The sequence below is a fragment of the Sphingosinicella sp. LHD-64 genome (assembly GCF_031157375.1).
Taxonomy (GTDB): domain Bacteria; phylum Pseudomonadota; class Alphaproteobacteria; order Sphingomonadales; family Sphingomonadaceae; genus Allosphingosinicella.
Genome location: NZ_JAVIFV010000004.1, coordinates 448,012 through 474,382, shown reverse-complemented (window position 1 = coordinate 474,382; position 26,371 = coordinate 448,012). Strand labels below are relative to the sequence as shown.

Below are 26,371 nucleotides of genomic sequence, written 5' to 3'. Positions count from 1 at the left end.
ACGGCGGATCACCGATCCCGTCCGGATGACGGTCATGGCCCCGCACTCCCCTCCCCTTCGGGCCCGCTGATGCACGCGCCCACCTTTCCGGGCCGTTACCGGCTGCGCGGCAATGGGGCCCGCTGCGGATCGTTGACCCGGATCACCGTCGTCTCCCAGCGGCGCCCCCGCACCTGCTGGCGGAGCAGCATCGCCGGAACGCCTTCGTCCATATGATAATCGTGGCACATGGCGCAGTTCGACGCCACCGGCAGCCGGGTCGTCTCGCCGCCGTGGCAGGTCCGGCAGCTGGCCAGATCCGGCAGCAGCAGGTCGTTCGCATTCTCCGACGCGTTCGCCGTGTGGCAGCTGAGGCAGGCCTGCGTGCCCTCCTGGCGAGCCTGGCCCGGCCGCTGGGTGAACTGGTGCGGCCGGTGATCGAACCAGCCGTGCAGCATGTAGCGGGTCGGGAAGGCCACCGGCTGCACGCCGAACGCTAGCGAGCCGGCCGGCGGCGCCGTCACCTCGTGGCATTCGAAGCAGGCGCCGCCCGGTGAGAAGACCTGTCGCACCGCCTGATCGGCCCGCGCCCCGGTCGCCGCCCGCGCCCGCGCCTGCTGGACGGCGGCGCGGATCTGGTTGACGTCGCCCGGCCGCGCCCGATCGGCGCCGAGGCCGACCCTCTCGCGCGGCGCCGTGCGGTAGAAGGAGAGGATGTCCGCCACCACCTGGCGCGGATCGCCATGGCGGAGCGTGCGCACCGTGCCGCCGATCTGCTCGAAGGCAAGGCTGTGGCACATGCCGCAATCGCCTTCCATGTCGACCGGCTGGAAGCGCGTCCCGTCCGGCGTCGGCACGTGGCAGTCGGAGCATTCCAGATTCTGGCCGAAGCCGTATTGCTGACCAAGCCGGCGGCCCATCTGCGCCACACCGCCATTGGGCTGGAGATGGAGTTCGTGCGGGAACTTGAGGTTGCTCTGCTCGCGCGCGTTCTGGATGCCGAGCGTCACACGCTGCATCCGCGGTGTCTGGTCGTCCCAGCGGATCAGCACGGTCGGCTGGAATTCGGGGTGCGCGGTCTCGAAGTTCGCGGCGTCGCCGAGCGGCGTATCGGGCAGACGCGTGCGCAGGTCCGCGTGGCAATCCGAGCAGAATTGCTGCGGCGTCGGCACCATCTCCTGCGCGCCCTCATGCTCGGTGTGGCAATCGACGCAGCGGCCCGGATCCTGGCCGAAGGCGCCGGCGACGGCGAGCTGGAAACGCGCCCAGCCGCCCGGATTCGGCGTCGCCTGGGCGAGCCGGGCGAGGTCGGCATGGTCGTGGACCTGGGTGTGGCAGGCTTTGCACGATTCGTCGCGCACCGGCTCGAAAGGCCGGACGTGACAGGCGTTGCAATTCTGCTCGAGCGCATGGTGGGCGCGCGACAGCGGCCCGCTGCTCCACGTCTCGTCGGCGTGGAAGCCCTGAGCGAGCGTGGTCGGCTCGCGCGCGCTCGAATAGAAGAAGGCGATCGGCCAGACGAGGAACAGGCCGACCACGGCCAAGGTCAGGGTCCAGGCGATCGCGCGCTTGCCCGGCAGCACGGTCGAGAGCGCGAAGCGGCGGGTATCGAACTTCTCCTCCGCCTCCTCGGTGTCGGCACGGGCGACGTCGATGGCGACGTCGTCCGATCCCATCTCCACCGCAAGGATGCGCAGTAGGAAGGGGCCGACCTTGATCGTGCCCCCGGTGGTGAGATCGATCTGGCCGAACTGGGTGGTGGAGCCGTCGATCTCGACGGTCAGGCCGGCTTCGGCGGACACGCCGATCGTGCTCGACGAGATCTGCTCCAGCGTCGCGTGGTGAAGCGCGACGGCAAGGTCGTTGAGCCGGATGTCGCAATCGGGATCGCGGCCGACCTTCAAGAGGTCGTCGCGGATCCGCGAGGTGCGGACGATCTCGCGCCCGTCAGCGCTGAGGCTGATATTCCGCAGGAGGAACGCCATTCTCTACTACCCCCTACCAGTAGAAGAAGACGCTGATGATGTGCGCGACGAGCGCGGCGATCAGCACGAAGGTGAGCGGGATGTGGAAGAAGAGCCACACCTCGAGCAATGCCCGCCGCTGGATATAGCCCCGAAGGCGCGTCAGCGCGGCCGCCTTCTTCTCCAGGAGCTGGACGATCTGCTCGACCGCGATCTGCTGCTTGCCCGACGTCTCGTCGAGCCGCTGGCGCATGTAGGCGAGCGCCGCGCGGTTGCCGCATTTGGGATAGCTGCCCGACAGGCGCCGCCAGGCGCCCCCGCCGAACGGATCCTCGCCCAACGAGCCGAGCACGACGGCGCTGTCCTCGTCGGACAGGGGCTGGGCCGAAATCTGGATCTGCTTGTCGAGGCTGTTGACGGCCTCGATCATCTGCGGCCCGGTCATCTCGGAGCGGCTGTCGGACAGGCCTTGGGGCAGGACGGCATAAACAGTGATGCCGTAGATGCCGGACAGAATCACCATCATCATAAGCACATAGGCCAGTGTGTGGACATTCCATCCGAGCTGAAAGCCGGTGTGAAGCGTGCCAATGATGACGAGCGCGAGGCCGAGATAGACGTGGGCCGAGGTCCAGGCCTTCAGCGACCAGCGGCCGCGGGTCATCGCGCGCTTGCGGATGCCGAGCAGCGACAGCCAGAAGATCAGCAGGGCGCCGAGCGTCCCCAGCGTATAGCCGAGCCAGCTGCCGCCATTGTGGCGCGGCTGCACGTCGACCAGCATGTAGATGACGACGGTGAGGAGCGAGAGGACCGCGCCGATCTTGAACCAGCGAAAGCGCCGGTATCTCAGGAAGCTCTCGTGAGCCGCCGCGTCCCCATATTCCGCCCTGTCCAGCCCCCTGCTTGCCACCCTGTCAGCCCCCCTGTCCCATCCTTGCCACGGTCAGGAACTCTTCCGGCGACACGCGGATCGCCGCACCCGTCGGGCAGGCGCGCACGCATGCCGGCCCGCCCTCTATACCTGAGCACATATCACATTTGATCGCTTTTTTTGGCGTTTCCGAACTGACCTTGCCTTCGGTCCATTTCTTGTCCGGCTCGCCCGGGCCCGGCCCCTTGCCGAAGAACAGCCAGGAGAGCAGGCTCGGCTTCTTGGGCGGCGGCTTCGCCATCCGGATCACGCCATAGGGGCAGTTGCGTTGGCAATTGCCGCAGCCGATGCAGGTGTCGTTGATATAGACCTCGCCGTCCGGCCCGCGATTGAGCGCATTGGGCGGGCAATCGGCCATGCAGTGCGGGTGCTCGCAGTGGCGGCACGAGGTCGGCACATGGAGATGGGCGTAGGTCCGCCCCGCCTCGCGGTCGAGGCGGGAGAGGCCCTCGTGACTGTCCGCGCAGGCGCGCTCGCAATTGTCGCAGCCGATGCAGAGCTTCTCGTCGATCAGCAGCACGTCGGTCGCCTCGCCGATGCCGTTCTCGACCAAGAAGCCGGCGACCTGCGAATACATGTCGACCGCGCCGCTGAAGCTCTGCTTCTTCGCCTCGATGAAGCCGGTCGTCTGCTGGCGCGCCGCCATGTCGTCCTTGAACTTGGCGAGCAGGGCCGGGCGACCCTGCAGGAGCCGCTTGAAGGCATCGCCGTCGAGCTTGATCACCTCAGACTTGATCGCCGCGCGCACCGTGGCGGTGCGCCGGCCGCCGTCGATCAGTGCCATCTCGCCGACATAGGAGCCGGCAGGGAGATAGGAGAGGAAGACCGGCTTGCCGCCGATCGCCTTCTCGACGACCATCGAGCCCTGGCGGATGACGAAGATGTCGTAGCCCTCGTCGCCTTCGTTGATGATCGTCTGGCCGGCGCGGATTTCCTTGATCTCGGCGGTTTCCAGCACCTCCTTGAGGTCGTCGGGCGTGGTGCCGGGAAAGAGCTGGAGAAGCTGCCGCTCGGTCGAGATGCGGGTGATCTCCTTCTTGGCGGCGGTATTGGTCGCGATCAGCTTGAGGGAGGCGGTGCGCGGAATCTCGACGACGATCGCGCCCTCGGCGGTACGCACCGTGGCGCTGCGCTTGCGGCCTGAAATCAGGCCGACCTCGCCGACGATCGAACCGCGCGCGATCGGCACGGTCCTGGAAGGATCATTCGGGTCGATCTCGACCAGCAGCGAGCCATCGGCGATCGCGAACAGCGAGGCGCCCGGCTCGTTCCGCTGGAACACGATGTCGCCGGCGCGATAGGCGCGCGGTTCCGAATCGAGCAGGAATTCGCGCATCTGCAGCATCGACAGATCGTTGAGGATGCTGACCCGGCGGCGCAGGAAGGCGAGCCACTCGGTGACGCTCCGCGCGCCGGGCAGCGCCGCGAACTTCTCCTCGAGAATGGGTTCGTCGGCGGGCTTCAGGTCGGTGTTGCCGTTGATGAACTCGATGACGTCATAGCCCTGGTTCATGCAGTGCTTGATCAGCGGATAACCCGCCAGCGCCCCGATCACGTAGATGCCGGCGACGCTCGTCTCGAACTGTGGCGACAGTGCCGGATAGGCGTCCTTGTCGTCGCTGGTGAAGGAAATGCCGCAATCTTCGACGAACTTGCGCGGCGGCGAGGTGCCCATGCGCGCGATAATGCGGTCGCACTTGATCTTCTGCTCGCCGTCGCGGGTCTCGAGATGGAGCCAGCCCGGCGTGATCCGGAGCGGCGTCGTCTCGCACATCACGTTGACGCGCCCCGTCCGCCCGGCCTCGAGGATCAGGTCGATATTGCCCTGCTTGGCGCGGGCGAACTCGGCCGAGCGGTTGAGGATGGTGACGGTGTTGTTCTGCTCGGGGTCCGCGGCGAGGCCGACGGCATTCTCGATGCCGGCGTCGCCGGAACCGATGACGGTGATATGCTCGTCGACATATTCGCCGGGGTCGTCGAGCGTGTACTGGATGTGCGGCAGATCGCCGCCCTCGCAGCGCATCTTGTTGGGGTTGCCCTGGGTACCGACGCCGAGGATGACATGCTCGGCCTTGATCTCCTCGCCATTGGTCAGCGCAAGGGTGAAGTCGCCCTTCTGCCCAGTGATCTTCTTCACCTCGGCATTGTATTTCACGTTGACCTTCTGGGCGGCGACCTCCTCGTCCCAAACGCCGAGGATCTTCTCGCGCTTGCCGGCATCGAAATTCATGTCCGAGCGCAGCACCAGCTGGCTCGGCGTCGCCATAACATGCTTGCCTTTCTGATACTTGTAGATCGTATCTGAAAGGTGATCGGTCTTTTCGAGGAGGATATGGGACAGGCCAAGCTGCGCCGCACGGCCCGCAGCACTCATGCCTGCGGGTCCCGATCCCACGATGGCGATCTTGAAAGCCGACGCCACTTAGATGTCCACTCCCCCAAGCTCGGCCAGCCGCAATGCGGAAACTGAACCCCGAGACGCAATACAGACAGCCTGTTTCAGTCTAGCAGCTTCTGTGAGCGACGCCAGACTTGACGTTGGCTTTTTTGCCGTAATGATCCGCGCCAATGGCCAGCAACACTCCTTCCGGGCGGCGGATTTCGCCCGCCACCATCGCCCTCGCCGCCGCCGCGATCCTCGCGGTTGCGGCCATCGCCATCGCCCTCTTCCGCTCCGGCGGGACGAATGAGGCGGTGGCCACGAGCAACAACATGGCAGCCGCCGCCCAGGCGCCCGGCAGCGTCGAGGACATGATTGCGGGCCTGCGCGAGCGGCTGCGCCAGGATCCGGACAATCACGAGGGCTGGTTCCTGCTCGGCCTCTCCTATCGCGATACCGGCAACTTCCCGGGCGCCGAGCAGGCCTTCCGCCGGGCGATGGAGCTGGCGCCGCAGAATGCCGACTATACCGCCTATCTCGCCGAGACCCTGCTCCTGCAGGGCGGCCGCAATCCCCCGCCGGAGGCGGAGCGCCTGTTCCGCCGGACGCTCGAGCTGCAGGCCGACAACGCCCAGGCGCGCTACTATCTCGCGACGATGAAGGACGTGCGCGGCGACCATCAGGGCGCGGTCAACGACCTCGTCGCCTTGCTGCGCGAGGCGCCGGCCGACGCGCCCTGGGAAGCCCAGGTGCGCCAGGCGGTGACGACCATCGCCCAGACCAACAACATCGACATCGAGGGCCGGTTGCCGCCAGCGCGCACTCCGCCGGCTTCGACCGCAACGGCCGCGATCCCCGGACCGACCCGGGAGCAGATGGACGCCGCGCGCGCCATTCCCCCGGGCCAGCAGGACGAGATGGTGAAGGGGATGGTGGACCGGCTCGCCGCGCGCCTGCAGCAGAATCCCCGCGACGAGCAGGGCTGGGTCCGCCTGATGCGCTCGAGAATGGTGCTCAACGACCGCCCGGGCGCGACTGACGCACTGCGCCGCAGCCTCGCCGCCTTCCAGGGTGACGCGAGGACGCAAGGCCGGCTGCGCCAGGCTGCCGAGGAGCTCGGCGTTCCAAATCCGTCCTAGAGCGACCACCCGAGAGCATCGCGACGACGAAACGACCACGCATGCGGTGATGCGCGGCCGTCCGTCTTCTGCAACGAAGCAAAATCGCTCGCCTTATGAAATCCTCACCGCCTCGACGCGGCGATTGGCCGGGTCGGAGGCACGACGGCCCTGCAGCGGGCGATCGAAGCCGTAGCCCTGCACCTGCAGCCGGTTGCGGGCAACGCCCTGGGCGACGAGATAGTCGGCCGCCGCCTGGGCGCGGCGCTGCGACAGCGAGACGTTGCTGGCGCGGCTGCCCGAGCTGTCGGTGTGGCCCTCGATCGCGACGCGCATCGCCGAAAGCTGCGGACGCTGCAGCGCCTGGGCGAAGGACCGCAGCTGCGCCTGGGCGGCCGAGGTCAGGGTCGCCGAGCCGACATTGAAGCTGAGGCTCAGATTGACCCGGCCGGGCTGGGTCGCGACCACGCGCGGCGTCCGGGCCGTGTTGCGGGCGGTATTGCGTGCCGTGTTGCGCGGGGTCGCGCGCGGCTGCTGCCGGCGGGTCGTGTTGGCATTGCCCGAGGTCGAGAGCGAGAAGCTCCGGTCGGCCTCGCCGATCCGTCCGCCCTGCGCGTTCATCGCCGGGCCGTCCTGCGAATTGTCGTCCGCCTGGGCTTCGGTGCATTCGTTGGTGAACGCGCAGACGAAATCGTCCGGCGTTGCGGTGTCCTGCGCCGCGACGGGAACCGCCGCGATGCCGCAGAGCAAAAGGGTCAAACCGATCTTGCGCATATTGCCTCCTGGAAGAAGCCAACACCCCCCCATGGGTGCACTTCGGATTGTTGAATAAGGAGACTACTCCAAGTCCCCCCGGCCAGCAAGGCAACCGGACCTTGCTCCCCGTGCCGCGGCCAATAGTCCCCCGTACCTGAACATTGTTTGACCAGAACGACCTTGCTAGTTTCGGTCCGCGGCTGCGGTCGGAGGCGATTTCCGGCCTTCCCTTGCCGCCGCATTGGCCCGCATAAGGGCGCATGCAAAATCTGCGAGGGGCTTCGACGGGCGCATGATCCTGATCCTGACCATCCGCAATGCCGAGGCGGCCGGCGATGTGGCGAGCCCGCGATTCGCGGTCGAGCGCGACAGCGTCGTCATCGGCCGGTCCAAGAATTGCGACTGGAACCTGCCCGACGCGAACAACGTCATTTCGTCGCGCCACGCCGAGATCCAGCGCGAAGGCCCCCTCTATATCTTCAAGGATATCAGCACCAATGGCACCTTCCTGAACGGCGCGTCCGAGCGGATGTCGAAGGAGCACGAGATCGCGGCAGGAGACCTCTTCAAGATCGGCCATTACGAAGTCCTGGCCTCATTCGAAGCGTCGACGACCGCGGCACCCGCGGAACCTGTCGCGGAGCCGGCCGCCGAGGTGACCGCGCCGCCCGCCCCGCCGGCTCCCGCTCCCGAGCCTGCGCCGATTCCCGAGCCGGCAGCGCCCCCCCCTGCCCCGCCGGTAGAGCCTGCGCCGCCCGAGGCGGCCGCGGTCGACGCATCACCGGCCGAGCAGGGCGAGGACCGGGTGCCCGAAAACGTTACGGTGATGTGGGATTCGCTGACCGACATCAACAAGGTCGACTGGGCACGCGGCGGCTTCGGCGTCGAGGATGCCGCGCCGGCCGCGGCCACGGACACCCGCACCGCAGACGGGCTGATCGAGACCTTCGTCGCTGCCGCATCGCTCAGCGAGCGCGAGATCGAGCGCTCGCCCGAGCTCGTCCGCAAGGCCGGTTCGCTGCTGAGGCGGCTGGTGTCCGGCCTCATCGTCATGGTCGAGGCGCGCGCCCGCGCCAAGGCGCAGATGGGCGCCGAAGCGACCCAGCTCCAGCTCGACGGCAACAACCCGATCAAGTTCGCCCGTTCGCCCGAGCAGGCGCTGGCCCAGCTGCTCAATCCCGCACAGAAAGGCTTCCTCGAGGCCGACAAGGCGGTCGAGGATGCGTTTCTGGATCTCCAGTCGCACCAGATCGCGACGCTTTCGGCGATCCCCGGGGCGCTGCGTGCCACGCTCGACCGTTTCTCGCCGGGCTCGATCCGGAGGCGAGCGACCAAGGCCGGGGTGCTGGCGCGGATCATGCCGTCGCTGCAGGACGCGGCACTGTGGCGTAACTATGAGCGCGAATATGTGAAGGTGAAGAACGAGTCCGACGAGGCCTTCATGGAGGTGTTCTCGAAGGAGTTCCGCAAGGCCTACGAGCGCCAGCTCCGCGAAGGATTCGGCGACCGCGAGCGCTGACGTCGGTTCGTCATTGCAAGCCTTTCGGGGCCGGCAACCTACTCACCCTCGGGACGACGACGATGCGACGTCTTAGCCGACCGGCGGCTTGCCGCCGTCCGCAGGCGGGGTATCGCCGCCCGTTGGCGGAGCGGGCGACCCGGGCGGCGGCCCGTCGCCGGAATTGCGGTTGACCGATTCGAACCAGACCATCTCCACTCGCCAGCCGCGCTCGGCCGCGGCGGAGAGAAATTGCTGCTGCCAGGACGGACCGCGCGACCCCACGGGCGGTGCCACGATCGGCACATCGAACGGCGCCCGGCCGGTCACCAGGATGATGCCCGACCAGCCCAGATGATCGAGATCGATGCTGAGCCGATAGCGGTCATTGCCCTCGTTGGCGATCGGCCGGCCGCCCTGCGACGAGGCCAAGGCGGCCTCGAAATTGCCGCGGTTGGGAACGATCGTCTGGATGATCCCCGAGGGCTCGATGCCCAGGATCGCGAAATCGAGCGTCGGATCGCCGAAGTTGAAGTTGAGAACCGCGGTCGCGGCTTCCTCACCCGCATAGGCCGTGCCGGGCGGCTGCATGACCATTTCGTAGCGCGGCTGGGTCGCCGAGAGCTTGTAATTGTCCGACGCGCGCACCTGGCGATAGGTGTCGAGCGCGGCGCAGCCGGCTTGGGTGATCGGCGCGACATCGCCGAAGTCGACCGTGGCGTTCTGAACGCCGGCGGCCGTGAGCGCCTGGTTGATCTCCCGCTGGGCGGCACCTCCATCGCCGGCAACGCCGCGCATCGCCACGCGTACGCCTTCCCCCTGGCGATCGACGTTGGCGATGTCGAGCCAGGTGCAGGAAACCGACGGCAACACCGAATTGACTGCGCTGCGGGCGGTGGCAACCGGATCGCCCGGGTCGACGACGACCTCGTTCTTCGGCGGTTCCGGAACCGGCCCGGGCCCGGGGGGCGGCATCAGATACCAGGCGGCTGCTCCGGCAGCGAGCGCCGCGGCCAGGAGACCGCCGACGAGGAGACCCTTGGACGCGCCGCCGCCACTCGGCGTCGACGTGCCGGCCGCGGTCGTCGGGCCCGTCGGCGGAGGCGGTGGCGGAGCGGGCGTCGCGCCCGCGCCCCCGCTCAGCATCGCGACCACGTCCTCCATCGAGCGCAGCCGCTCGTTGGGATCGGGCCGCAGCATCGCCTCGATCACCGGCTTGAGGCTCGCCGGCACTGCAGCGAGGTCCGGCCCCTTGCGACGCTTGTCGATCGCGTCGACCAGCGACCCCGACATGTTGACGTTCTTACCCTGCGCGACCGCAAGGATGACGAGTGCGAGGCTGTAGACGTCGGTCCACGGTCCGATCTCGCGGCCATAGTCGCCGAGCTGCTCCGGCGCGACATAGTTCAATTTGCCGGCAAAGCCGTCGCCGACGATCGTCGCCGAACTGGCGTCGAGATCCTTGGCGATGCCGAAATCGATGATCTTCGCCTGGTGCACGTCCCCGCCCGGCAGCAGCACGTTGTCCGGCGACATGTCACGGTGGATCGCGCCCAGCTTATGGGCGGCACCGAGGCCCGAGGCGAGCCGCCGGAGCAGCCCCGCCAGCTCGTCCGGGGAGCGTTCGACCTTGCCGAGCACGTCGGCCAGCTCGGTGCCCTCGATGAACTCGGTGACGATGTAGAGCACACCCAATTGCGGCTCCTGCGCCAGCACGCGATAGGAGACCAGCGCCTCGTGCTGCAGCTTGGTGAGAGTCCGCGCTTCCTTCCGGAACATCGCGACGACCTTCTCGTCCGCCGCCATCTGCGGCAGCATCACCTTGATCGCGACGCGCTCGTCGGTGTTGACGTTGACGCCTTCGAACACCTCGCCCATGCCGCCGCGGGCGAGAAAGCGCTTGACCTCGAAGATGTGGTTGAGGACGTCGCCGACTTGGATCGCCTTGGTGTCCTCGCGCGGCGCGAAATTGGTCGGGCTGACCCCGGCGCTGGTGCTCGGCGCCGGTGCCGGAGCGGGCGGTGCGGCGACCGGCTCGGCCGGCGCCTCCGATGCCGGCGCGGCGGCAGGTTCGGCCGCGGGCTCGACCGGCGCCGCCGGCTGGGCGGGCGGGGTGGTGCCGCCCGACGGCATGAACACCGTCCGCTCCTCGCCATTTTCGGGCGGCTGCTTGTCCTTGTCGTCGCTCATGAGTTCACCGAACCTGGAATGGAGAGGAGGGTGGGCTCGCTGGCCCAGATCGCGACGACCGTGACATTGTCCGGCGCGCCGTTGGCGAGCGTAAGCGCCACCAGCTCTTCGGTTGCCCGGTCGGGCGAACCGCGGGCGAGCAGCCGCGTGATGTCCGCTTCGTCGACATAGCCGTGCAGACCGTCGCTGCACAGCAGGAAGACGTCGCCGGGGACGACGTCGCCGGTCACCTTGTCGACGTCCATCTCGTCGCGCACGCCGACGGCACGCGACAGGATATGCCCCATCGGGTGGCCGACTGCCTCTTCGGGACGCATGATGCCCCGATCCACCATCTCCTGGACCTGGGTATGGTCGCGGCTCAATTGCTTCAGCTCGCCGTCGCGCAGCACATAGGCGCGGCTGTCGCCCACCCAGAGCACGGCATAGCGGCCGTCCTGCACGAGCAGCGAGACGACGGTCGATCCCATCTGCCGCCGGCGCTGGCGCGCCTCGACCAGGATGGCGCGATTGGCCTTCTGGAGCGCCGCCTCGATCGCCTCGCAGGCGGGATCGAATCCGTGCGGCAGATCGACGTCGCCGAGCTTTTCGACGATCTTGGCCGAGGCCCATTCGCCGCCCTCGTGACCGCCCATGCCGTCGGCGACTGCCCACAGGCCCTTGGGCTCCTGCGCGTAGAAGCTGTCCTCATTGTGATCGCGCACGCGGCCTTCATGGGTCCGCGCGTCGCTCTCGATCCGGAACGGGGCGAGCTGCACCCGGGTCCCCCTTCAGCGACCAGCCGAGGTTGGGCGCGGGCGGCAATGGATCGCTGTCGGCATCGAAGTCCCCCGGCTGATGAAGCCGCAATATCTAAGCACAGCTTCAGCCTGCGATAAAGCGGCAACGGCGCGACGCCCCTCATAGCACTCTTTTATCACCGGCGACGCTGCGTTAAGTAGCCGCACCCTTTTCAATGAACGGAAACGACAATGAAGCTCCTGACCATCGTCCTGGCCGGTTCGGCCGCCTTCGCGCTCGGCGCCTGCAACAGCCAGCCCTCCGCCAGCACCAACAGCGTCGAGAATCTGGCGGAAGCGACCCAGAACGTCGCCGAGGCGACCGAGAATGCCGCCAAGCCGGTCGACAATTCCGCCGATGCCGCCGCCACCGGCGCACCGGTCGGCGACAAGCCGGCGGCCGATGCCGCGCCGGCCGAAGGCGTTGCCGCCGACAATGCCGGGGGGGAGAAGCCGACCCAGTAAGAAATGCTCGGCACCGGAGTCGGTCGGGGCCCGCCCCGGACGATTCGATGCGGCGCTCGCTTGACAGGGCGCCGCCCTCCCCCATATGCGCGCTTCCACGCGAACGCGCGATGCGTTGGCCCCTTCGTCTAGCGGTCTAGGACGTCGCCCTCTCACGGCGAAAACACGGGTTCGAGTCCCGTAGGGGTCACCAGTCAAGCGATTTATTGCGTTGATCTACAAGGGATCTTGGTGACCGCTGCGAAGCGACACCACATATGTTCCCACATTTTTCGCGGGTCGCAGCGGGCTCCCTCGGACCGATGAGAGACGATTCTGTCGTTGCAACTTGATCGGGAGAGTTGTCGCTCCAGGTCGTCTGGGCTCAGTTCAGCTTGCTGGCAGCGGTTTCGATCGCCTCGCGCAGCTTCTCGCCGGCATCGGCGTCGACGGTCCTGACCGTGCGCTTGCTGGTCTGCGGGTCGGTTTGGTGAAACTTGAACGCCTGGTTTTTGAGAGGCCCGGAGATGAGGTCCGCCATCATGATCTCGCGATGCTTATTGGCCGCATCGGCGAACGGCGCGACGAGATCGACCAGCCATACCGTCTCGCCCGACACCCATTCCTCGGGCGTGAGCCGGTTCTCCGGCTCGATCATGCCGCGATCGAGCTTGGCCTCGGCCTCACGGTTACATCTGGCCCAAAGTGCCAGGCCGATCGGCCTGTCGCCATCGCGGAAGATGTAGAACTGCCGATGGATCAGCGCGGGCATGACCAGCCATTCGAGGTCGCCGATCTGCAGCGCCTTGTGCAAGGGCGACTGGGTGAGCAGCCAGGTGATCTCGCCGAGCAGATGGCTGACGGTGATGCCGCCGCTACGGCCTGAGTCTCCCGCCGCAAGCGGTGTGGTGGTCGCATTCATGTCCGTCTTTCTCAGGCCGCGAAATAGTCGAACCGGGCGGTTCTATCATGGAGCCGGTCGCCATACTCGCCTTCACCGGCAGAACCACCAAAGCTTGCCATCTCCTGGACCGCGAAGGCAAGCCGGCGCTGGTAGACGTCCTGAGGGAGGGACAGCTCACCGCTGTCCGATTCCCATGTGCCGGCATCGGAGTCCGTGTCCCGGTTAAACGGATTGGCCAGCCCACGACGAAGCGCTGCCAGAGCATCGCTGCTTGTCGTCGCGACCGAGGGTACGGCGCTCGGCCGATAGGCAAGCGCGACATCACCAACCGTCCCGGTGCGGCCATCGGTCCGGGTGAACGTGGAAGTGCTGGCGATGACGTTGCGACCATGCTTCCACCGCCCGTCGATCGCCCGGCGGTCGAGCTCGATGGACGCGATCCCGATATCGGTGAGGCTGTAGAGTTCGCCTGCATCGGAACGGCCATCGCCATTGCGATCCCGCCAGATGCGGAACTCGGCGAACCGGGCGTCCTTGTCGCTGAGCACGCCGTCGCGATTGCTGTCGAAGGCCAGCAGGCCTTCCAGGCCGGTCTTCGCCCCTTCCCGATCGCCGACGAACGAGATTTCTCCGGTTCCATCGACGATGCCGTTGCCGTTGCGGTCGAGGACCAGCAGCGCCTCGTTGTGGTTGATCCACCCGGTATCGTCGCGTGTGCCATCGGCATTCATGTCGAACGTCGCGTCCGAGTTCTTGCGCTTCTCAAGCTCAAGGCCGTCGAGATCGAAGTCGATCACCACGGCGGCGGCGAGACCATAGGCGCCATTGTCAAAATCGAGCATCGAGGCGTTCGAGATTCCCCCCGCCGCGGCATCGACGACGCCCCGCGCCTTGCGGTCCCGCACATAGATGCCGCCGCCGCTAGTCTCGATCCGGTAACGGCTGCTCTTGCGCTCGAAGCTGTAGCTTGCCGGCGTCGCCTGGTTCTCGCCGGTCGTGCTCACACCCGTCTTCGAACCGATGAAGGCGAGACCGACGTCGCCGACAAGGCCGCTGGTGCCGTCGCCACGCAGGAAAGTGGTTTCGTTGTAAATGACGTTCCGGCCGGGAACGGTCGGAGCGCCGGTCGCTTCGCCCTTGAGCGCGATCGAGACGATGCCGACTTCGGCGAGCCGCTTGAGCTCACCGGCATCGCTCACTCCATCCTGGTTCGCGTCAACCCAGACCCGGAAGTCGGCGAACTTGGTATCGGCGGCGGACAGCTGGCCGTCGCGGTTGCTGTCGAACGCGGCAAGGCCTTCAAGGTCGGTGCGGGCCCCTTCAAGATCACCGACGAACGAAATCTCCGAGATGCCCCTGATCACACCGTCGCCATTGCGATCGAGCGCGAGCAATCCATCGGCGGCTCCAACCCAACCGGTACGATCCAGGACACCGTCCCCGTCCATGTCGAACAGAGCGGGGTTTGCGACCAACTCGGTCGTCGTCACGCCGTCCCCGTCGAGATCGAAGACGATGGGCGGGGCGACCTGAGGGTTGGACGGCTCGTAAGCCAACATGACATCGCCAACTAGACCGAGAGAACCGTCTGTGCGGCCATATTCGCCAGTTGCATAGATGATGTTGTCCGCAGTGTTCTCCGGGTTCTCGCCGGTCAGGTTGAGGGTCAGGTTGATAAAGGCGATGCTGGCCTGAGAAAGCGAGCGGATCTCGCTCGTCTGGCTGATGCCATCCTGATTCAGGTCCTGCCAGACCATGAAGCTGGCAAATGCCTCGTCGTCGGCATCGAGCAGGCCGTTTTCGTTCGTGTCGAACGCACGCAAGCCCTCCATGTCGGAGACCGAGCCCGGCACATCGGAGATGAAGCTGGTCTCGCTCATGTCGGTGACGATGCCGTCGCCATTGCGGTCCAGAGCCAGGAAGCCGTCATCCGCAGCAACCCACCCGGTCCGGTCGAGTACGCCGTCGCCATCCATGTCGACATGGACATTGCTCACCGACTTCGACACCAGCTCGACACCGTCCCCGTCGAGATCAAGCACAACCGGCGGCAAGGGCTTGGAGACGTTATAGCTTACGAGGAAGGTTGTGTAGGAAGATGCACCGGCGGCATCCGACACTCGGACGGTGACCTGCTCGCGCGTCTGGTACTGGATCCGCCCCATGGTGTGGTTCGTATAGACGTAGGCCGTCGATCCATTGGCCTGAACTCGATAGTCGCTGGGCGACCCTCCGCCGACGTCCATGTTGAACACCGAGGTGACCTGATACGAGATGACATCCCCGATATCGGGGTCGTTGTGGGTTATGATGCTGACCAACGAATTGGCCGGCGCAAGATTCCAGAACGTGCTGTCTTGCGAGGTCGCATAGGGCGATTCGTTGACGTTGGTGAGATTGACGGTGATGTCGGCCGCGGCCGACAGCCCAGTTCCGTCCTGGTCGGTTACGGTTACGCGCAAGGTGAAGTTGCGGTAATTCACATCCTCATAATTGAGATGCCGTCTTGCGGTGATGCGACCTGCGTTGTCGATCAGAAAGAATCCTCCCGGATCAGTGAGGGGATCAATTCTGAAAACGTGCCGGCGGTTGGCCGGCATGATGTCCTGATCACCCCAGGCGAGCGTAAGGATCGGATTTAAAGTATCCGACGGTCGCTCGGCGATCGCGAAAGTTTGGTTGCCGATAGTTGGCGATTCGTTGACGTCAGCCAGATTTAGGTAGACGGTAGTCGAAGCCTCGTGCTGGCTGCTGCCCTCAGGATTGTCCCTCGCCACCACGGTATAGGACGTGTGTGGATCAGTTTCGTAGTTGAAAACGACGTTGGTTCTGATGACGCCCGTCACCGCATCGATAACATAGCGCCCGTCGGCGCTGGTCGTGCTGAGCGTGATCAAATTGATCCGAAAAGCGTAGTTTTGCTGGCCGAAAGTGGTGCTTGGACTGTCCAGATCACTCGCGACCACCGTGCCGACAGGGGTGCCTGACGCCATGTTCTCGTGGACCGAGAAAGAATGACTGGACGGCAAGCTATTGACCTCGTTGACATCGTTGATGCCGATCGTGACCTCGGTGGAAGCCTCATTGCGAATGGATCCGCTCGGATTGTCCAAGGCGACCACCGTATAGGCCTTGCTCGGATCGGGCGCCTCACGGTCAAGCGCGGCGTTGGTTCGGATGGCGCCGGAGATCGGATCGATCACATAGCGTCCGTCGGCACTCGTCGCACTGAGTGTGGTGGGGTTGATCCGAAAGGCGTAGCGCTGCTGTCCGAAGGACGTACCTGAATTGTCGAGATCGGTCGCGGCGACGGTCCCCACAGTCGTTCCGATTGCGACCTTCTCATTGACGTTGAAACTATAGGTCCCTGGTAGGCTATTGGTCTCGTTGACATCGTTGATGCCGATCGTGACCTCGGTGGAGACCTCGTTGCGAATGGATCCGCTCGGATTATCCAAGGCGACCACCGTATAGGTCTTGCTGGGGTCGGGCGCCTCGCGATCGAGCACAGCGTTGGTCCGGATGATTCCTGTGGTGGCGTCGATCACATAGCGCCCGTCGGCGCTGGTCGTGTTGAGCGTGGTCGGATTGATTCGAAAGGCGTAGGTCTGCTGACCAAAAGTCGTGCTTGAATTGTCGAGATCGGTCGCCGTCACGGTCCCCACAGGCGTTCCGGCCGCGACGTTTTCGTCGATGCTGAAGCTGTATGCTGTTGGCAGGCTGTTCGCCTCGTTGACGTTGTTCACGGTCACCGAAAGGGCCTTGTCCGTATATTGGCCGAAAGCATCCGTAATCCTGACGGTGATCCCGTGCGAGGTCGCTGTCTCGAAGTTGAGCAGCGAACCGTTGGCGACGGTGAGTTGGCCACTCGTCGCATTGAGAGCGAACCGCCCGCCGGCATTGTTGATCAGGGTGTAGGTCAACGTGTCGCCAGCGTCCGGATCGATGCCGCTGACATAACCAACGTGCGAGGTATTGGCGGCATTCTCATTGACCGACCCTGAGAGCGTCGCACCGGTGGGCGGCGCATTGATGACCACGGTTGTCGTCTTGGCGTCCGAGATCGCCGTGCTGCCACCTTCAGTCGCGCGAGCAGTCACCGTGAGCGAAAGGTCCTGACTCCAGCCGACCGGGGCATTCACCTTGAGGTCGATGAGCTGCGCACGCGTGAGCTTCCAGACCGAGTTGGTGCTGTCATATGATCCAGCGCTCAACGACACCCCGGCGGGCACCCCGGCAATCCAGATCTCATGGGCCTCGGACCCATCGTCGTCGGGAAAATCGACATCCACGGTGAGCGCGATGCCCGCTTGGCCCGATGTGCCCGAGCCACCGACGAACCGTGTGATGTCTGGCTTGGTCGCGACCGGATTGATTGTGACCGTGAACTCACGCGGCGTCGAGATACCGCCCGCATCGGTCACCGTCACCCTGATCGTCGCAGAACCGCTCACATTGGAAAGGGGTGTGATGGTCAGCGTTCGATCACCGTTGCCATCGGGTTGTCCGACCGGCAGCAGCACGATCTGATTTGGGTCTGTGGAGAATAGCGATTTTCCCCATGTCACTTCGGCCACCACCTGAAGGCCGGCATCTGGAGTCAGGTCGTCGGCGGCGGAAACTGTGACGCCGAGCGTGCCACCCTCGTTCATGGGCTGATCGGCAATGACAGCAAGGCTCGGCGGCGCGTTTACGCCCCAGAAGTTTTCCCATTGTGATCGGAACGTCGGATCGGACATCAACGTGTCACGCTCTGTAGCAGTGGAGGGCTTGGTCCTCCCCGCCATCAGGTTCACCAGGCCTTCAGCGTTGATCGTGTTGGTGTAGGATTCACCCGCGATGATAAAGTCGATCTTGTAATTTGATCGCGCCTGCGCGTCGGCAAGGACATACCAGTTCTTAATCAGCACGCTCGATGACGTCTCGATTACGCTTATAAGCAGATCGTCGGACCCGACTGGGCGCTCGAACCACAAATCCTCGTCATTGATAGTGCCGTAGGTGTCCTGGAGGCCGAGCACATCGATATCGTCGCCGGACGGATCGTAGTTGAAGATCGTGTCGGCGCCCGACTGACGATTCACGATATAGGTGTCATTGTCGATGCCGCCGTTCAGTATGTCATTACCGGCGCCGCCGTCGAGATAATCGTCGCCGCTCTCGGCGTAGAGTTCATCGTCACCATCGCCGCCGAAGAGATCGTCGTCCCCGGCGCCACCATAGATGATATCGTGGCCCGCACCGCCTTCCAGGAGATCGGCCCCGTTGCCGCCATGAATAAGGTCGGCGCCATCGTTACCGTAAAGGGCGTCATCTCCGTCACGGCCATGGATCTCATCATTGCCGCCGCCGCCGTCAATCCGGTTGCTCGCGGCATCTCCGCGCAGAATGTCGGCATAGCCAGTTCCGAGGATATTCTCGACACCCGAATAGGTGTCTCCGGCGGCCGCGCCGGTATTAGCCGACGGCGTCGCGAGATCGACGGTTACACCCGCGGTCGCCGCAACGCCTTCCGTGAGCCAGGCATAGTTCGCGCGATCGACACCATTGCCGCCAGTCAACTGGTCCGCGCCCGCGCCGCCGATCAGATCGTCATCGCCATCCCCGCCGTTCAGGCTGTCGTCGCCGTCGCCGCCGTAGAGCATATCTTGTGCGCCAACATCATTGGCTCCGCCGTTCAGACTGTCAGCGCCGGCGTCCCCGACGAGTACGTCGTTGCCATCGCCGCCGAGGAGTTCGTCGTTTCCGTTGCCACCCAGTAAGCGATCATTCCCTGACCCCCCATCGAGAAGGTCATTGCCGTCACCGCCATCGAGTGTGTCATTGCCGCCATAACCATAGATGAGGTCGCGATTCTGTTGGCCGACAAGCGGATTGGCATTTGCATCACCTTCGAGCACATCGTCACGGTTCTCCAATGGGATGGAGATCGTCCCTGTGATCGTAAATGGCACCCCCGATTGGTCGGTCGCTGTAACGGCCACCAAGACTGAGGTTTGCGCCTCATAATCGAGCACTGCGCCGAGTTTCAGTCGCAGTTCGTTTCCTGCGATCTCGAAGCGACTGTCCGATACGGAAAAGACGTAACTTCCATGCGCGAACCCGGAGATGTCTGGATCGGTGACGCTCAGCGTGCCAAGGGTGATTGCTGGCAGCGGAGTTCCGGCCGAGACGCGGTCACGCTCTGGAACCGAAGTCGCGGCGGGCGTCCAGTCGAGACTGATTGGTGCCTCGTTGATATCCTGGATACGAGCCGTGAATGAGGTCACCGCGGGCGATGCGAGGGTTCCGTCGAATGCTTCGACGGAGCCGGCAAGTATAGCCTCGAGCCGGCCATCGCCGTCGTAGTCCGTCATCGTTATGCCCGTGTCGCCCGCCTGCCAGGCAGCATACAGCGTTTCGAAATCAGGTTCGTAGCCATCTGCGAACCGGACCTCGTTGCCGACGATCTTGAACCGGCTGGATGGATTGCTGACGAGGCGTAGCGTCGGCACTGTACCGTCTGGATCGGACAAGGTGAACCGCGCGACCCATGTATTGGCCAGCGCCGGACCAGAGCCGCTAAAGGATTCATCGACGGTGCCGCGGAGATCGCCCACGATCGGGGCATTTGGTGCTTCGTTGACGTTTTCGACAGAGACAGTGAACGTCGCGTCGAAATACGCACCCTGCGCGTCCGTGGCACGGACGACGATATCGTGGCTTGTCGCCTGCGAGTAGTCGAGAAGCTCGGGCGAGACCACGACCAGGAGCCCCTCGTTGGTGAGGCCAAACCGCCCCCCAGCGCTGTCGATCAGAGTCCAGAAGATCAGATCGCCTTCTGGATCGACTGCCGTGAACTGGCCGACAATCGTGCCGGCACCGGTAGAGCTTTCGGGCGCTGCCTCCAGCACGGAAAGCGTGCCGCTGCCATCGACACTAAGGTCTTCGGGGGCATCGTTGACCGGCGCAATAATGATCTCGATCGGGATCTCGGTCGAATGCCCATCTGCATCGCGCACGGTGATGGTCAGTCGATCCGTTCCATGGACGTTCCAATTGGGCGTATAGGTGAGCGCGCCTGTGCCAGGATCAAACCCGCTGATATAGCCGAGACTAGGCGGCGCACTGATCGCGTAACTGACGATGTTGTGATCATGGTCGACAACGCCCAAATCCGTCAGCGACAGTTCGACGTCCTCATCTGTCGCAACCGCGAGAGGGGCCGCTCGCGGCGGCGCCTTTCCGCCGGCATGCCAATAGGTGGCGAGCTTTGCCGAAATCGCCTGCGGCATCGACGAGGGAGTCGTCGCCGAAACCTGCGCCATATCGGCAATGAGTTGGAGCGCATCCGGTGCGCTCAAATACAGGGTATGGGATGTCGTCCGTAGCCGGTGGACCAACCCTGACCCGGAAAAGAAGTCTTTGACGGTGATGACCGATGTGCCGCCGATCACCGTGATCCGCAGGTCATTGCTGTTCGTGATACGAGAGAGCCAAATCCGAGTGTGATCGACGGATTGATCGAACGCGATATCATTGAGGCCCGCCCAATCGACAATGATGTCCTCACCCGAAGCCGCGCTGAATACGTAGACATCATCACCGATGCTGCCGTCGAGTTGGTCGTTTCCAAGGCCGCCCGTCAGCTTGTCGTTGCCATCCCCGCCGTTCAAAACGTCGTTGCCGACGTCGCCGATCAGCTCGTCTTCGCCCGAATCGCCATCCAGATTGTCGTTTCCGTGGCCGCCGACGAGCACGTCGTTGCCGCCGCCGCCCTTCAGGATGTCGTTGCCGGCACCACCGTCGATCGTGTCGTTGTCATCGTCGCCCCAGAGCTGGTCGGCGCCTTCACCACCCGATAGGTTGTCGTCGCCCACGCCGCCGTAGAGCAGGTCATCACCCTCGTCTCCGAGAAGAACGTCTTTGCCGCCAAGGCCGGTCAGCGTGTCATTACCGCCAAGTCCGATGAGACGATTTCCGCCATCATCGCCCGTAATGTTGTCGCCATTCGCTTGACTGCCGACGACATTTTCAATGTTGGTGAGATAGTCGCCCTGTGCATCACCACCGCTTTGCGTACCGGCCATTCCAAGGCGCAGGTCTACCGTCACCGCAGCGCCGGAACCGACGTAGCGAACCGTGTCGCCTGCGGTATCGCTCGCGCCGATCTCGGTATGGGTGCCACCATCTATGAAATCCATACCGGCGCCGGTTTCGAATGTGTCGTCGCCCGCGCCACCATCGAGCGCGTTCATGCCGCCAAGTCCGACAATGACGTCGTTGCCATCCCCGCCGGCGATCATCTCATAGGGGTCGCCAAGGTCGCTCCCAATCAAAAGGTCGTTTCCGGCCGTCCCCTGAAGCTCACTGGATGGGCCGATAATTTGGAGTGAAGCGAGTGAGACGGCGAGGCCGTCCGCCAGCTGCAGCCACTCGATGGCGGAATTCGCACTCGCTTGCCCTTTGATCCGAACGAAATTGAATTCGTTGTTCTGGTAGCGGACGATGAGGTCGGCTCCGCTGTGCTCGAATGTGAGATCCTTCAGTGAGATACCTATGCCGAGTTCGAGGGTGTCTTCGCCGCCATCGGCGCCATCATCGAATTTCTGCCGCACCACCTGCTGGTCATTGCTGGCACCGTTGAGAACTCGGCTGAAGCCGTTCTTCCAGCCGGCCTGGATGTAGGCCGAAGGCACGGGTTGCGGCGAGTCCGCAGGCAGCAGGTACGTCGCATTGTCGTAGACGATTTCGCCGTCCGCGGCGGTGATCTTGAGACGCCACTGGTAACGCTGCGGCTGATCGCTGGGCGTCGGGTAGACCATGCCCCGGGTCCAGCTCGCCGTATAGCCAGCCGCCAGCTCGCCGGCCGCGTTGACGATCTCCTCGATCACATAGGACCGGTCATCGATCGTGTCGCCATAGTCCCAGGCGTTCCAGACATAGGTGTCGTCGCCCTTGCCGCCGAACAGCGCGTCGTTGCCGGCACCACCAACGATCACATTGTCGCCATCGTCACCGCCCAGCGCGAAGTCGTTGTTGGCCGACCCGGTCAAATCCTCAATGCCGTGGAACGTGTCGCCCCGCGCATCGCCGGAATTGGCGAAGGATGCGCCGAGATAGGCGGCAACGCTTGCCGAAGCCGACGCATAGGATGCGACATCCCCGCCGTCGCCGCCGACGAGGATATCCGCGCCCGCACCGCCATCGAGCACATCATTGCCCGCGCCGCCGTACAGGACGTCGTCGTCCCCGCCACCTTCGATCGTGTCACTGCCGGCATTGCCGTTGAGGATGTCCTTGCCGGCATGTCCCCTCAACGTGTCATCGCCGCCATTGCCGGTGATCCAGTCGTCCCCGTTCGCTCCTTCGAGCGTATCGGCTTCGTTCGTGCCGCCCAAGAGGCTGGTTGCCTCAACATTGAGCACGCCCGTTGCGGCGAACACGAACTTCTCGATCGGCCGATCGCCGTCGCGATACCAATCGGCGAGACGGATATGATCGGAAAGGCTCCAGACGCTGTCGACGTTCGCGTTTTCATTTGAGATGCCGACGTACAAATCCCACCCAGCCCCGGCCAGCATCACGTCCTGGATGTTGATGCCGAGCCCGAACTCGAGCGCATCGCCTGTCTCCCAGGACTGGGTTGCGTCCTGCCCCGTCCGGCCGGTGGGGTCCGCGACGGACCGCGTGAGCTGTTGAAGCTGCACGTCGAACTGGACACCCTCGACCCAATTGGTGCCGTCGAACACGACCTCGCTCCCGCGCACCACGCGGTTGTTCGCGTCGCGCGTGAAGCCGTTCACATAGTCGATCCAGCCGGTCGTGGGGTTGCGGGCCATGATCACTTCCAGCGTGCCCGCCAGCGCATCGATGATCGTGTCGCGCCCGTCGCCGCGAGCGAACCGGAAGATGTCGTCGCCCGTCCCACCGGTGAGGGTATCGTTGCCACGGCCGCCGGCGATCACGTCGCGGCCGGTGCCGCCGTCCAGCTCGTCCGCCCCGCCATCGCCCGAGAGCGTGTCGTCGCCGGAGCCGCCGAGCACCCGGTCGTCGTCGTCGCCGCCGACCAGCAGATCGTTGTCGCCGTCGCCCGACACCCAGTCCTTGCCCGAGCCGCCGACGCCGACATCGTCCCCGCCGAGCAGCGACATCCAGTCGTTGCCGGGCCCGCCGACGGCGAAGTCGCGCCCGTTGGTGCCGATGATCGTGTCGTTGCCGGCGCTGCCGGCGATGAAGGTCTGGAAGTCGCCGATCCGGATCGCCTGGCCGTCGGCGAACTGAAGCCATTCGATGCGCTTGTAGCTGTCGTACCAGCCCTTCATCAAAAGCCGGTCGCCGGTCGGCACGCCGGCCGCGTCGGTCAGCTCCAGCACCAGGTCGTCGGCGGTGGTGCCGGCCAGCGTCCCGCCGCGCGAGAGCCGGACATTCTCGAGGCCGATGCCGGCGCCCAGCACCAGCCGGTCCTCGCCGGCATTGATCGGGGTCGATCCCGACGGCGGCGTGGACTGACGCGGCATCCAGTCGCCCTCGCCGATCCAGTCGCGCGCGATCGTGCCCGCGGCGAGCCCCGCGAGGCGCACGCGCAGCGGGTCCGATCCCGGCGCCGCCGGCGGCGCCCCCGCCTCGTCCTCGGCGGTGTCGGCGCCGTCGCCCTTGCGGTAGAGATAGTGGTCGTCGCCCGCGCCGCCCTTCAGGACGTCGCCGTCGCCCGCGCCGCCGGCCAGGATGTCCCCGCCCGCGCCGCCGATCAGCACATCGGTGCCCTCGCCGCCCTCCAGCCAGTCCGAGCCCTCGCGGCCGTAAAGCGCATCATCGCCCGCGCCGCCGTCCAGGTAATTGCCGTCACCGCCGAGACCGCCGGCCTGCGTGCCGGCATGGATCACGTCATTGCCGTCACCGCCCAAGAGCCAGTCGTCCAGCCGGCCGCCGTAGAGCGTGTCGTTGCCCGTGCCGCCGAACACATTGTCGCCCCGGTCCGAGGCATGGACGGTGTCGTCGCCGTCGCCCGCATCGATCGTCGCCGCCACGTCGATATCCCGCGCGGCACCATTGTGCGCCGCGCCGTCGACGGTGAGGCCGGCATTGGTCGTGCCGGAGCTGACGAGAAGCTGCGTCGCCGAAAGCTTGATCGTGTCAGCGTTGGCGGTGCCTTCTATCACGGTCTGGCCGGCGATATCGATGGAATCGCCGAGGACGAACTCGCCGATCCCGATCGTGCGGCTCACCCGGTCGGCGAACGGATCATAGTCGAAGCCGAACGCCATGTTCGCCGCATTGGTCTGCGCTTCGTCGAGCAGCAGGTTGAACCCGCCATACCAGTCGCTCTCGTGCCGGCGGGTAAGGCCCAGTTCGACCGCACGGGCGAAGGTGATCGCCCATTCGGCGGTGAACACGCTGTCGGGCTCGGCTGCGATCAGCGCGTTGATGCTGGTCGAATTGGCGAGATAGGTCTCGTAGCGCTGCGCCGTCGCGATGTTGCCGAGCACGGTCGCCGGATCGAAATTCTGCGCGTTGGCGCCGGCGAGGCCGTTGTAGAGCGCGCGCTTCACATAGATGTCGCCGCCCATGATCCGGAAGTCGGGGTCGGTGAGCCCCTGCAGCACGCCGTAGCCGATCAGCCTGGCCGCGCCGTCCTTGCCCGAGAAGCGCGCCTGAATCGCATCGGTGTCGCGCGTCGAATAGGGCCGGTAGACATAGTCCTTCTTGCGCATGCCGTAATTGCCGGCCTGCACCGCGGAAGGATTTTCCAGCACGCCGCCGGTCGCGGCGAGGATGCTGTTGAAGGTGTCGGCGGCGGCCGTCGCCATGCTGCGCGCCGCGTCCTTCGAGCCGCCCTTCTTCGAATAGACGTTGGCGACGACGAAGCCCTGCTTCGCTTCATCCCACACCACGTCAGCGCCTGAGCGCGGCGTGCCGCCGAAGATCGAGCCGATCAGCCCGCCCAGCAGCGTTCCGAGGAAGGCGCCAACCAGCGCGCCAATCGGCCCGGCGAATGCGCCCAGTTGTACGCCAAGTAACGTGCCGTTCGCGCCAATGGCAGCGGTGACGCCAATGACACCGAGCGAGCTGCCTATGGCTGCGCCGAGCTGGCCGCCAACCGTATCGAACGAGACGATCTCATTGGCGAGCCGGTTGCCAAGGAACGATCCGATCGCTGTCCCGATCGAGGCGGCGTTCAAACCTTCGAACGGATTGACCGGACTCCCCGGACCGATACCCGCCAGATTCGAGAGTATCGTGTTGATGACCGTACCAGCGGTCGTATTGATCAACTCGCCCGCAAACCCGCCGACGCCCAGCGCATCGACCAGCTCGGCGGTCAGGAACGACGACACCGCGCCGATTCCGGCCGACTTCAAGTTGGCGAGGAATTCCGTGTCGAAGGTCCTGAATGCGTCCTTGCTGGCCTTGTCGATCGACATGTTGCCGACCACGCCGTCCAGCATGTCACCAAGATTGTCGCCAACGGTCTGAAGTGTGGCTGAAGCGACGGCGCCAACGAGCCGGTTGCCGTCTGCGAGCAGGAAGCCGAGTTGCTGGCCGATAATACCGCCCGCCTGAGAAAACTCGATGCCGATAGGATTGTTATTGAGCTTGATGCTCGTGCTAACAGGCTGACCACTCGCGTACAGCGTTTCAACAGTAACACCGAAACCTTGGCCATTTCGCAAGCCATCCCACGCTTCGCTCTTTACAACTTGACCATCGACGACAGTGAGTTCCACATGCCGAGACTGCTCGTCGACAACGTCCTCTCCAAGAGGCGTGCGAACGCGCCGTAGCCCTCTTGGCAGGGGTGCTCCGGTATATGGATCGATTTGCGAAAGTGATGGGGGAATGCCGCCGGTAATCAGTATGGAATGAGATTCATCTTCGTTTATATAGTCAACTAAATCAAGGTTATTACTTCTTCCCAGAGGAACGCGCCCGGTTAAAACATTAGTTCGTTCTTCAAGAAGGGTTCCTCTTATATTAGTCAATCGCTCGGCGAGCCTGTCATAAGCTTCGATTCTGCTATCAAGAAATGCCTCCTCGCCACCTGATCGAAAAAGGCCGTTAGATCTCGAAAATCCGACCTGTAACGCTAGCACGTCATCTAAAAGTATCTCGCGTCTGGATAGACCATTAAATGGTGTGCCTGTCCCGTAAGCTGAAAGCACCTCAGCATGCCCTCCAAGGCCGCTGCCGAAGAACTCTCTTATAAAGAGATGTCCTACCTCATGTGCCAAAGTGGAAGCGACACCGGCCGCGCCCGAAATATACCCCTCCCGGTAGGCTCGTCTAGCGCCCAGCACCCCATCTGTCCAATAGTCCGATGCTATTTCGATAGCAGGGAGGTTCGTCATATCCACGAATGTCGTGTGGTGATCTCCTCCGATTCCAAGTCTATTAGTGAAGGCAGTATCCTCCGGGTTTACACCTTCAAAGTGACTTGATCGTCCGAGT

General features: G+C 64.6%; 11 protein-coding genes and 1 tRNA gene. 4 read left to right on the top strand and 8 right to left on the bottom strand.

All coding sequences use genetic code 11. From position 1 onward, the window contains the following. Positions 1-95: 95 nt before the first annotated feature. Genes RCO27_RS15625 through RCO27_RS15615 form a run of 3 tightly spaced genes read right to left on the bottom strand, consistent with a single transcriptional unit; the run spans position 96 to position 5,296 of the window. Positions 96-1,964 (bottom strand): cytochrome c3 family protein, encoded by a 1,869-nt coding sequence (locus RCO27_RS15625; RefSeq protein ID WP_309003629.1) that lies wholly within the window; start codon positions 1,962-1,964, stop codon positions 96-98. A gap of 13 nt (positions 1,965-1,977) precedes the next feature. Continuing rightward, the gene (locus tag RCO27_RS15620; protein ID WP_309003628.1) at positions 1,978-2,853 is read right to left on the bottom strand and encodes a hypothetical protein; all 876 of its coding nucleotides are present in this window, start codon (positions 2,851-2,853) and stop codon (positions 1,978-1,980) included. A gap of 4 nt (positions 2,854-2,857) precedes the next feature. After that, positions 2,858-5,296, bottom strand: coding sequence for a cyclic nucleotide-binding domain-containing protein (locus RCO27_RS15615; protein WP_309003627.1), 2,439 nt, complete (start codon positions 5,294-5,296; stop codon positions 2,858-2,860). A 146-nt stretch (positions 5,297-5,442) separates the two neighbouring features. On the opposite strand from RCO27_RS15615, the gene RCO27_RS15610 reads away from it, so the two are divergent. Then, complete coding sequence (locus RCO27_RS15610) at positions 5,443-6,393, top strand: tetratricopeptide repeat protein (protein ID WP_309003626.1); 951 nt, start codon at positions 5,443-5,445, stop codon at positions 6,391-6,393. A gap of 93 nt (positions 6,394-6,486) precedes the next feature. On the opposite strand, the gene RCO27_RS15605 is transcribed toward RCO27_RS15610, so the two are convergent. After that, positions 6,487-7,146: an OmpA family protein gene (locus RCO27_RS15605; RefSeq protein WP_309003625.1), complete on the bottom strand. Its 660-nt coding sequence runs from the start codon at positions 7,144-7,146 to the stop codon at positions 6,487-6,489. A gap of 274 nt (positions 7,147-7,420) precedes the next feature. Here RCO27_RS15605 and tagH point away from each other — a divergent pair, with 274 nt between their 5' ends. Then, positions 7,421-8,647 (top strand): type VI secretion system-associated FHA domain protein TagH, encoded by a 1,227-nt coding sequence (tagH, locus tag RCO27_RS15600; protein ID WP_309003624.1) that lies wholly within the window; start codon positions 7,421-7,423, stop codon positions 8,645-8,647. A 72-nt stretch (positions 8,648-8,719) separates the two neighbouring features. Here tagH and RCO27_RS15595 read toward each other — a convergent pair whose 3' ends face one another. After that, positions 8,720-10,816, bottom strand: coding sequence for a serine/threonine-protein kinase (locus tag RCO27_RS15595; protein WP_309003623.1), 2,097 nt, complete (start codon positions 10,814-10,816; stop codon positions 8,720-8,722). After that, the gene (locus RCO27_RS15590) at positions 10,813-11,574 is read right to left on the bottom strand and encodes a protein phosphatase 2C domain-containing protein (protein ID WP_309003622.1); all 762 of its coding nucleotides are present in this window, start codon (positions 11,572-11,574) and stop codon (positions 10,813-10,815) included. Before RCO27_RS15590 ends, RCO27_RS15595 begins: the two co-directional genes overlap by 4 nt. A 213-nt stretch (positions 11,575-11,787) precedes the next feature. Between RCO27_RS15590 and RCO27_RS15585 the strand changes: the two genes are divergently transcribed. Further along, positions 11,788-12,060, top strand: a complete 273-nt coding sequence (locus RCO27_RS15585) for a hypothetical protein (RefSeq protein ID WP_309003621.1) — start codon at positions 11,788-11,790, stop codon at positions 12,058-12,060. A 117-nt stretch (positions 12,061-12,177) separates the two neighbouring features. Continuing rightward, a tRNA-Glu gene (locus tag RCO27_RS15580) sits at positions 12,178-12,253 on the top strand. Between the two features lie 171 nt (positions 12,254-12,424). On the opposite strand, the gene RCO27_RS15575 is transcribed toward RCO27_RS15580, so the two are convergent. Then, the gene (locus RCO27_RS15575) at positions 12,425-12,961 is read right to left on the bottom strand and encodes a toxin-activating lysine-acyltransferase (protein WP_309003620.1); all 537 of its coding nucleotides are present in this window, start codon (positions 12,959-12,961) and stop codon (positions 12,425-12,427) included. Between the two features lie 11 nt (positions 12,962-12,972). After that, entirely contained in the window at positions 12,973-25,650 is a 12,678-nt protein-coding gene (locus RCO27_RS15570; RefSeq protein WP_309003619.1) for a cadherin domain-containing protein, read from the bottom strand. Between the last annotated feature and the right edge of the window lie 721 nt (positions 25,651-26,371).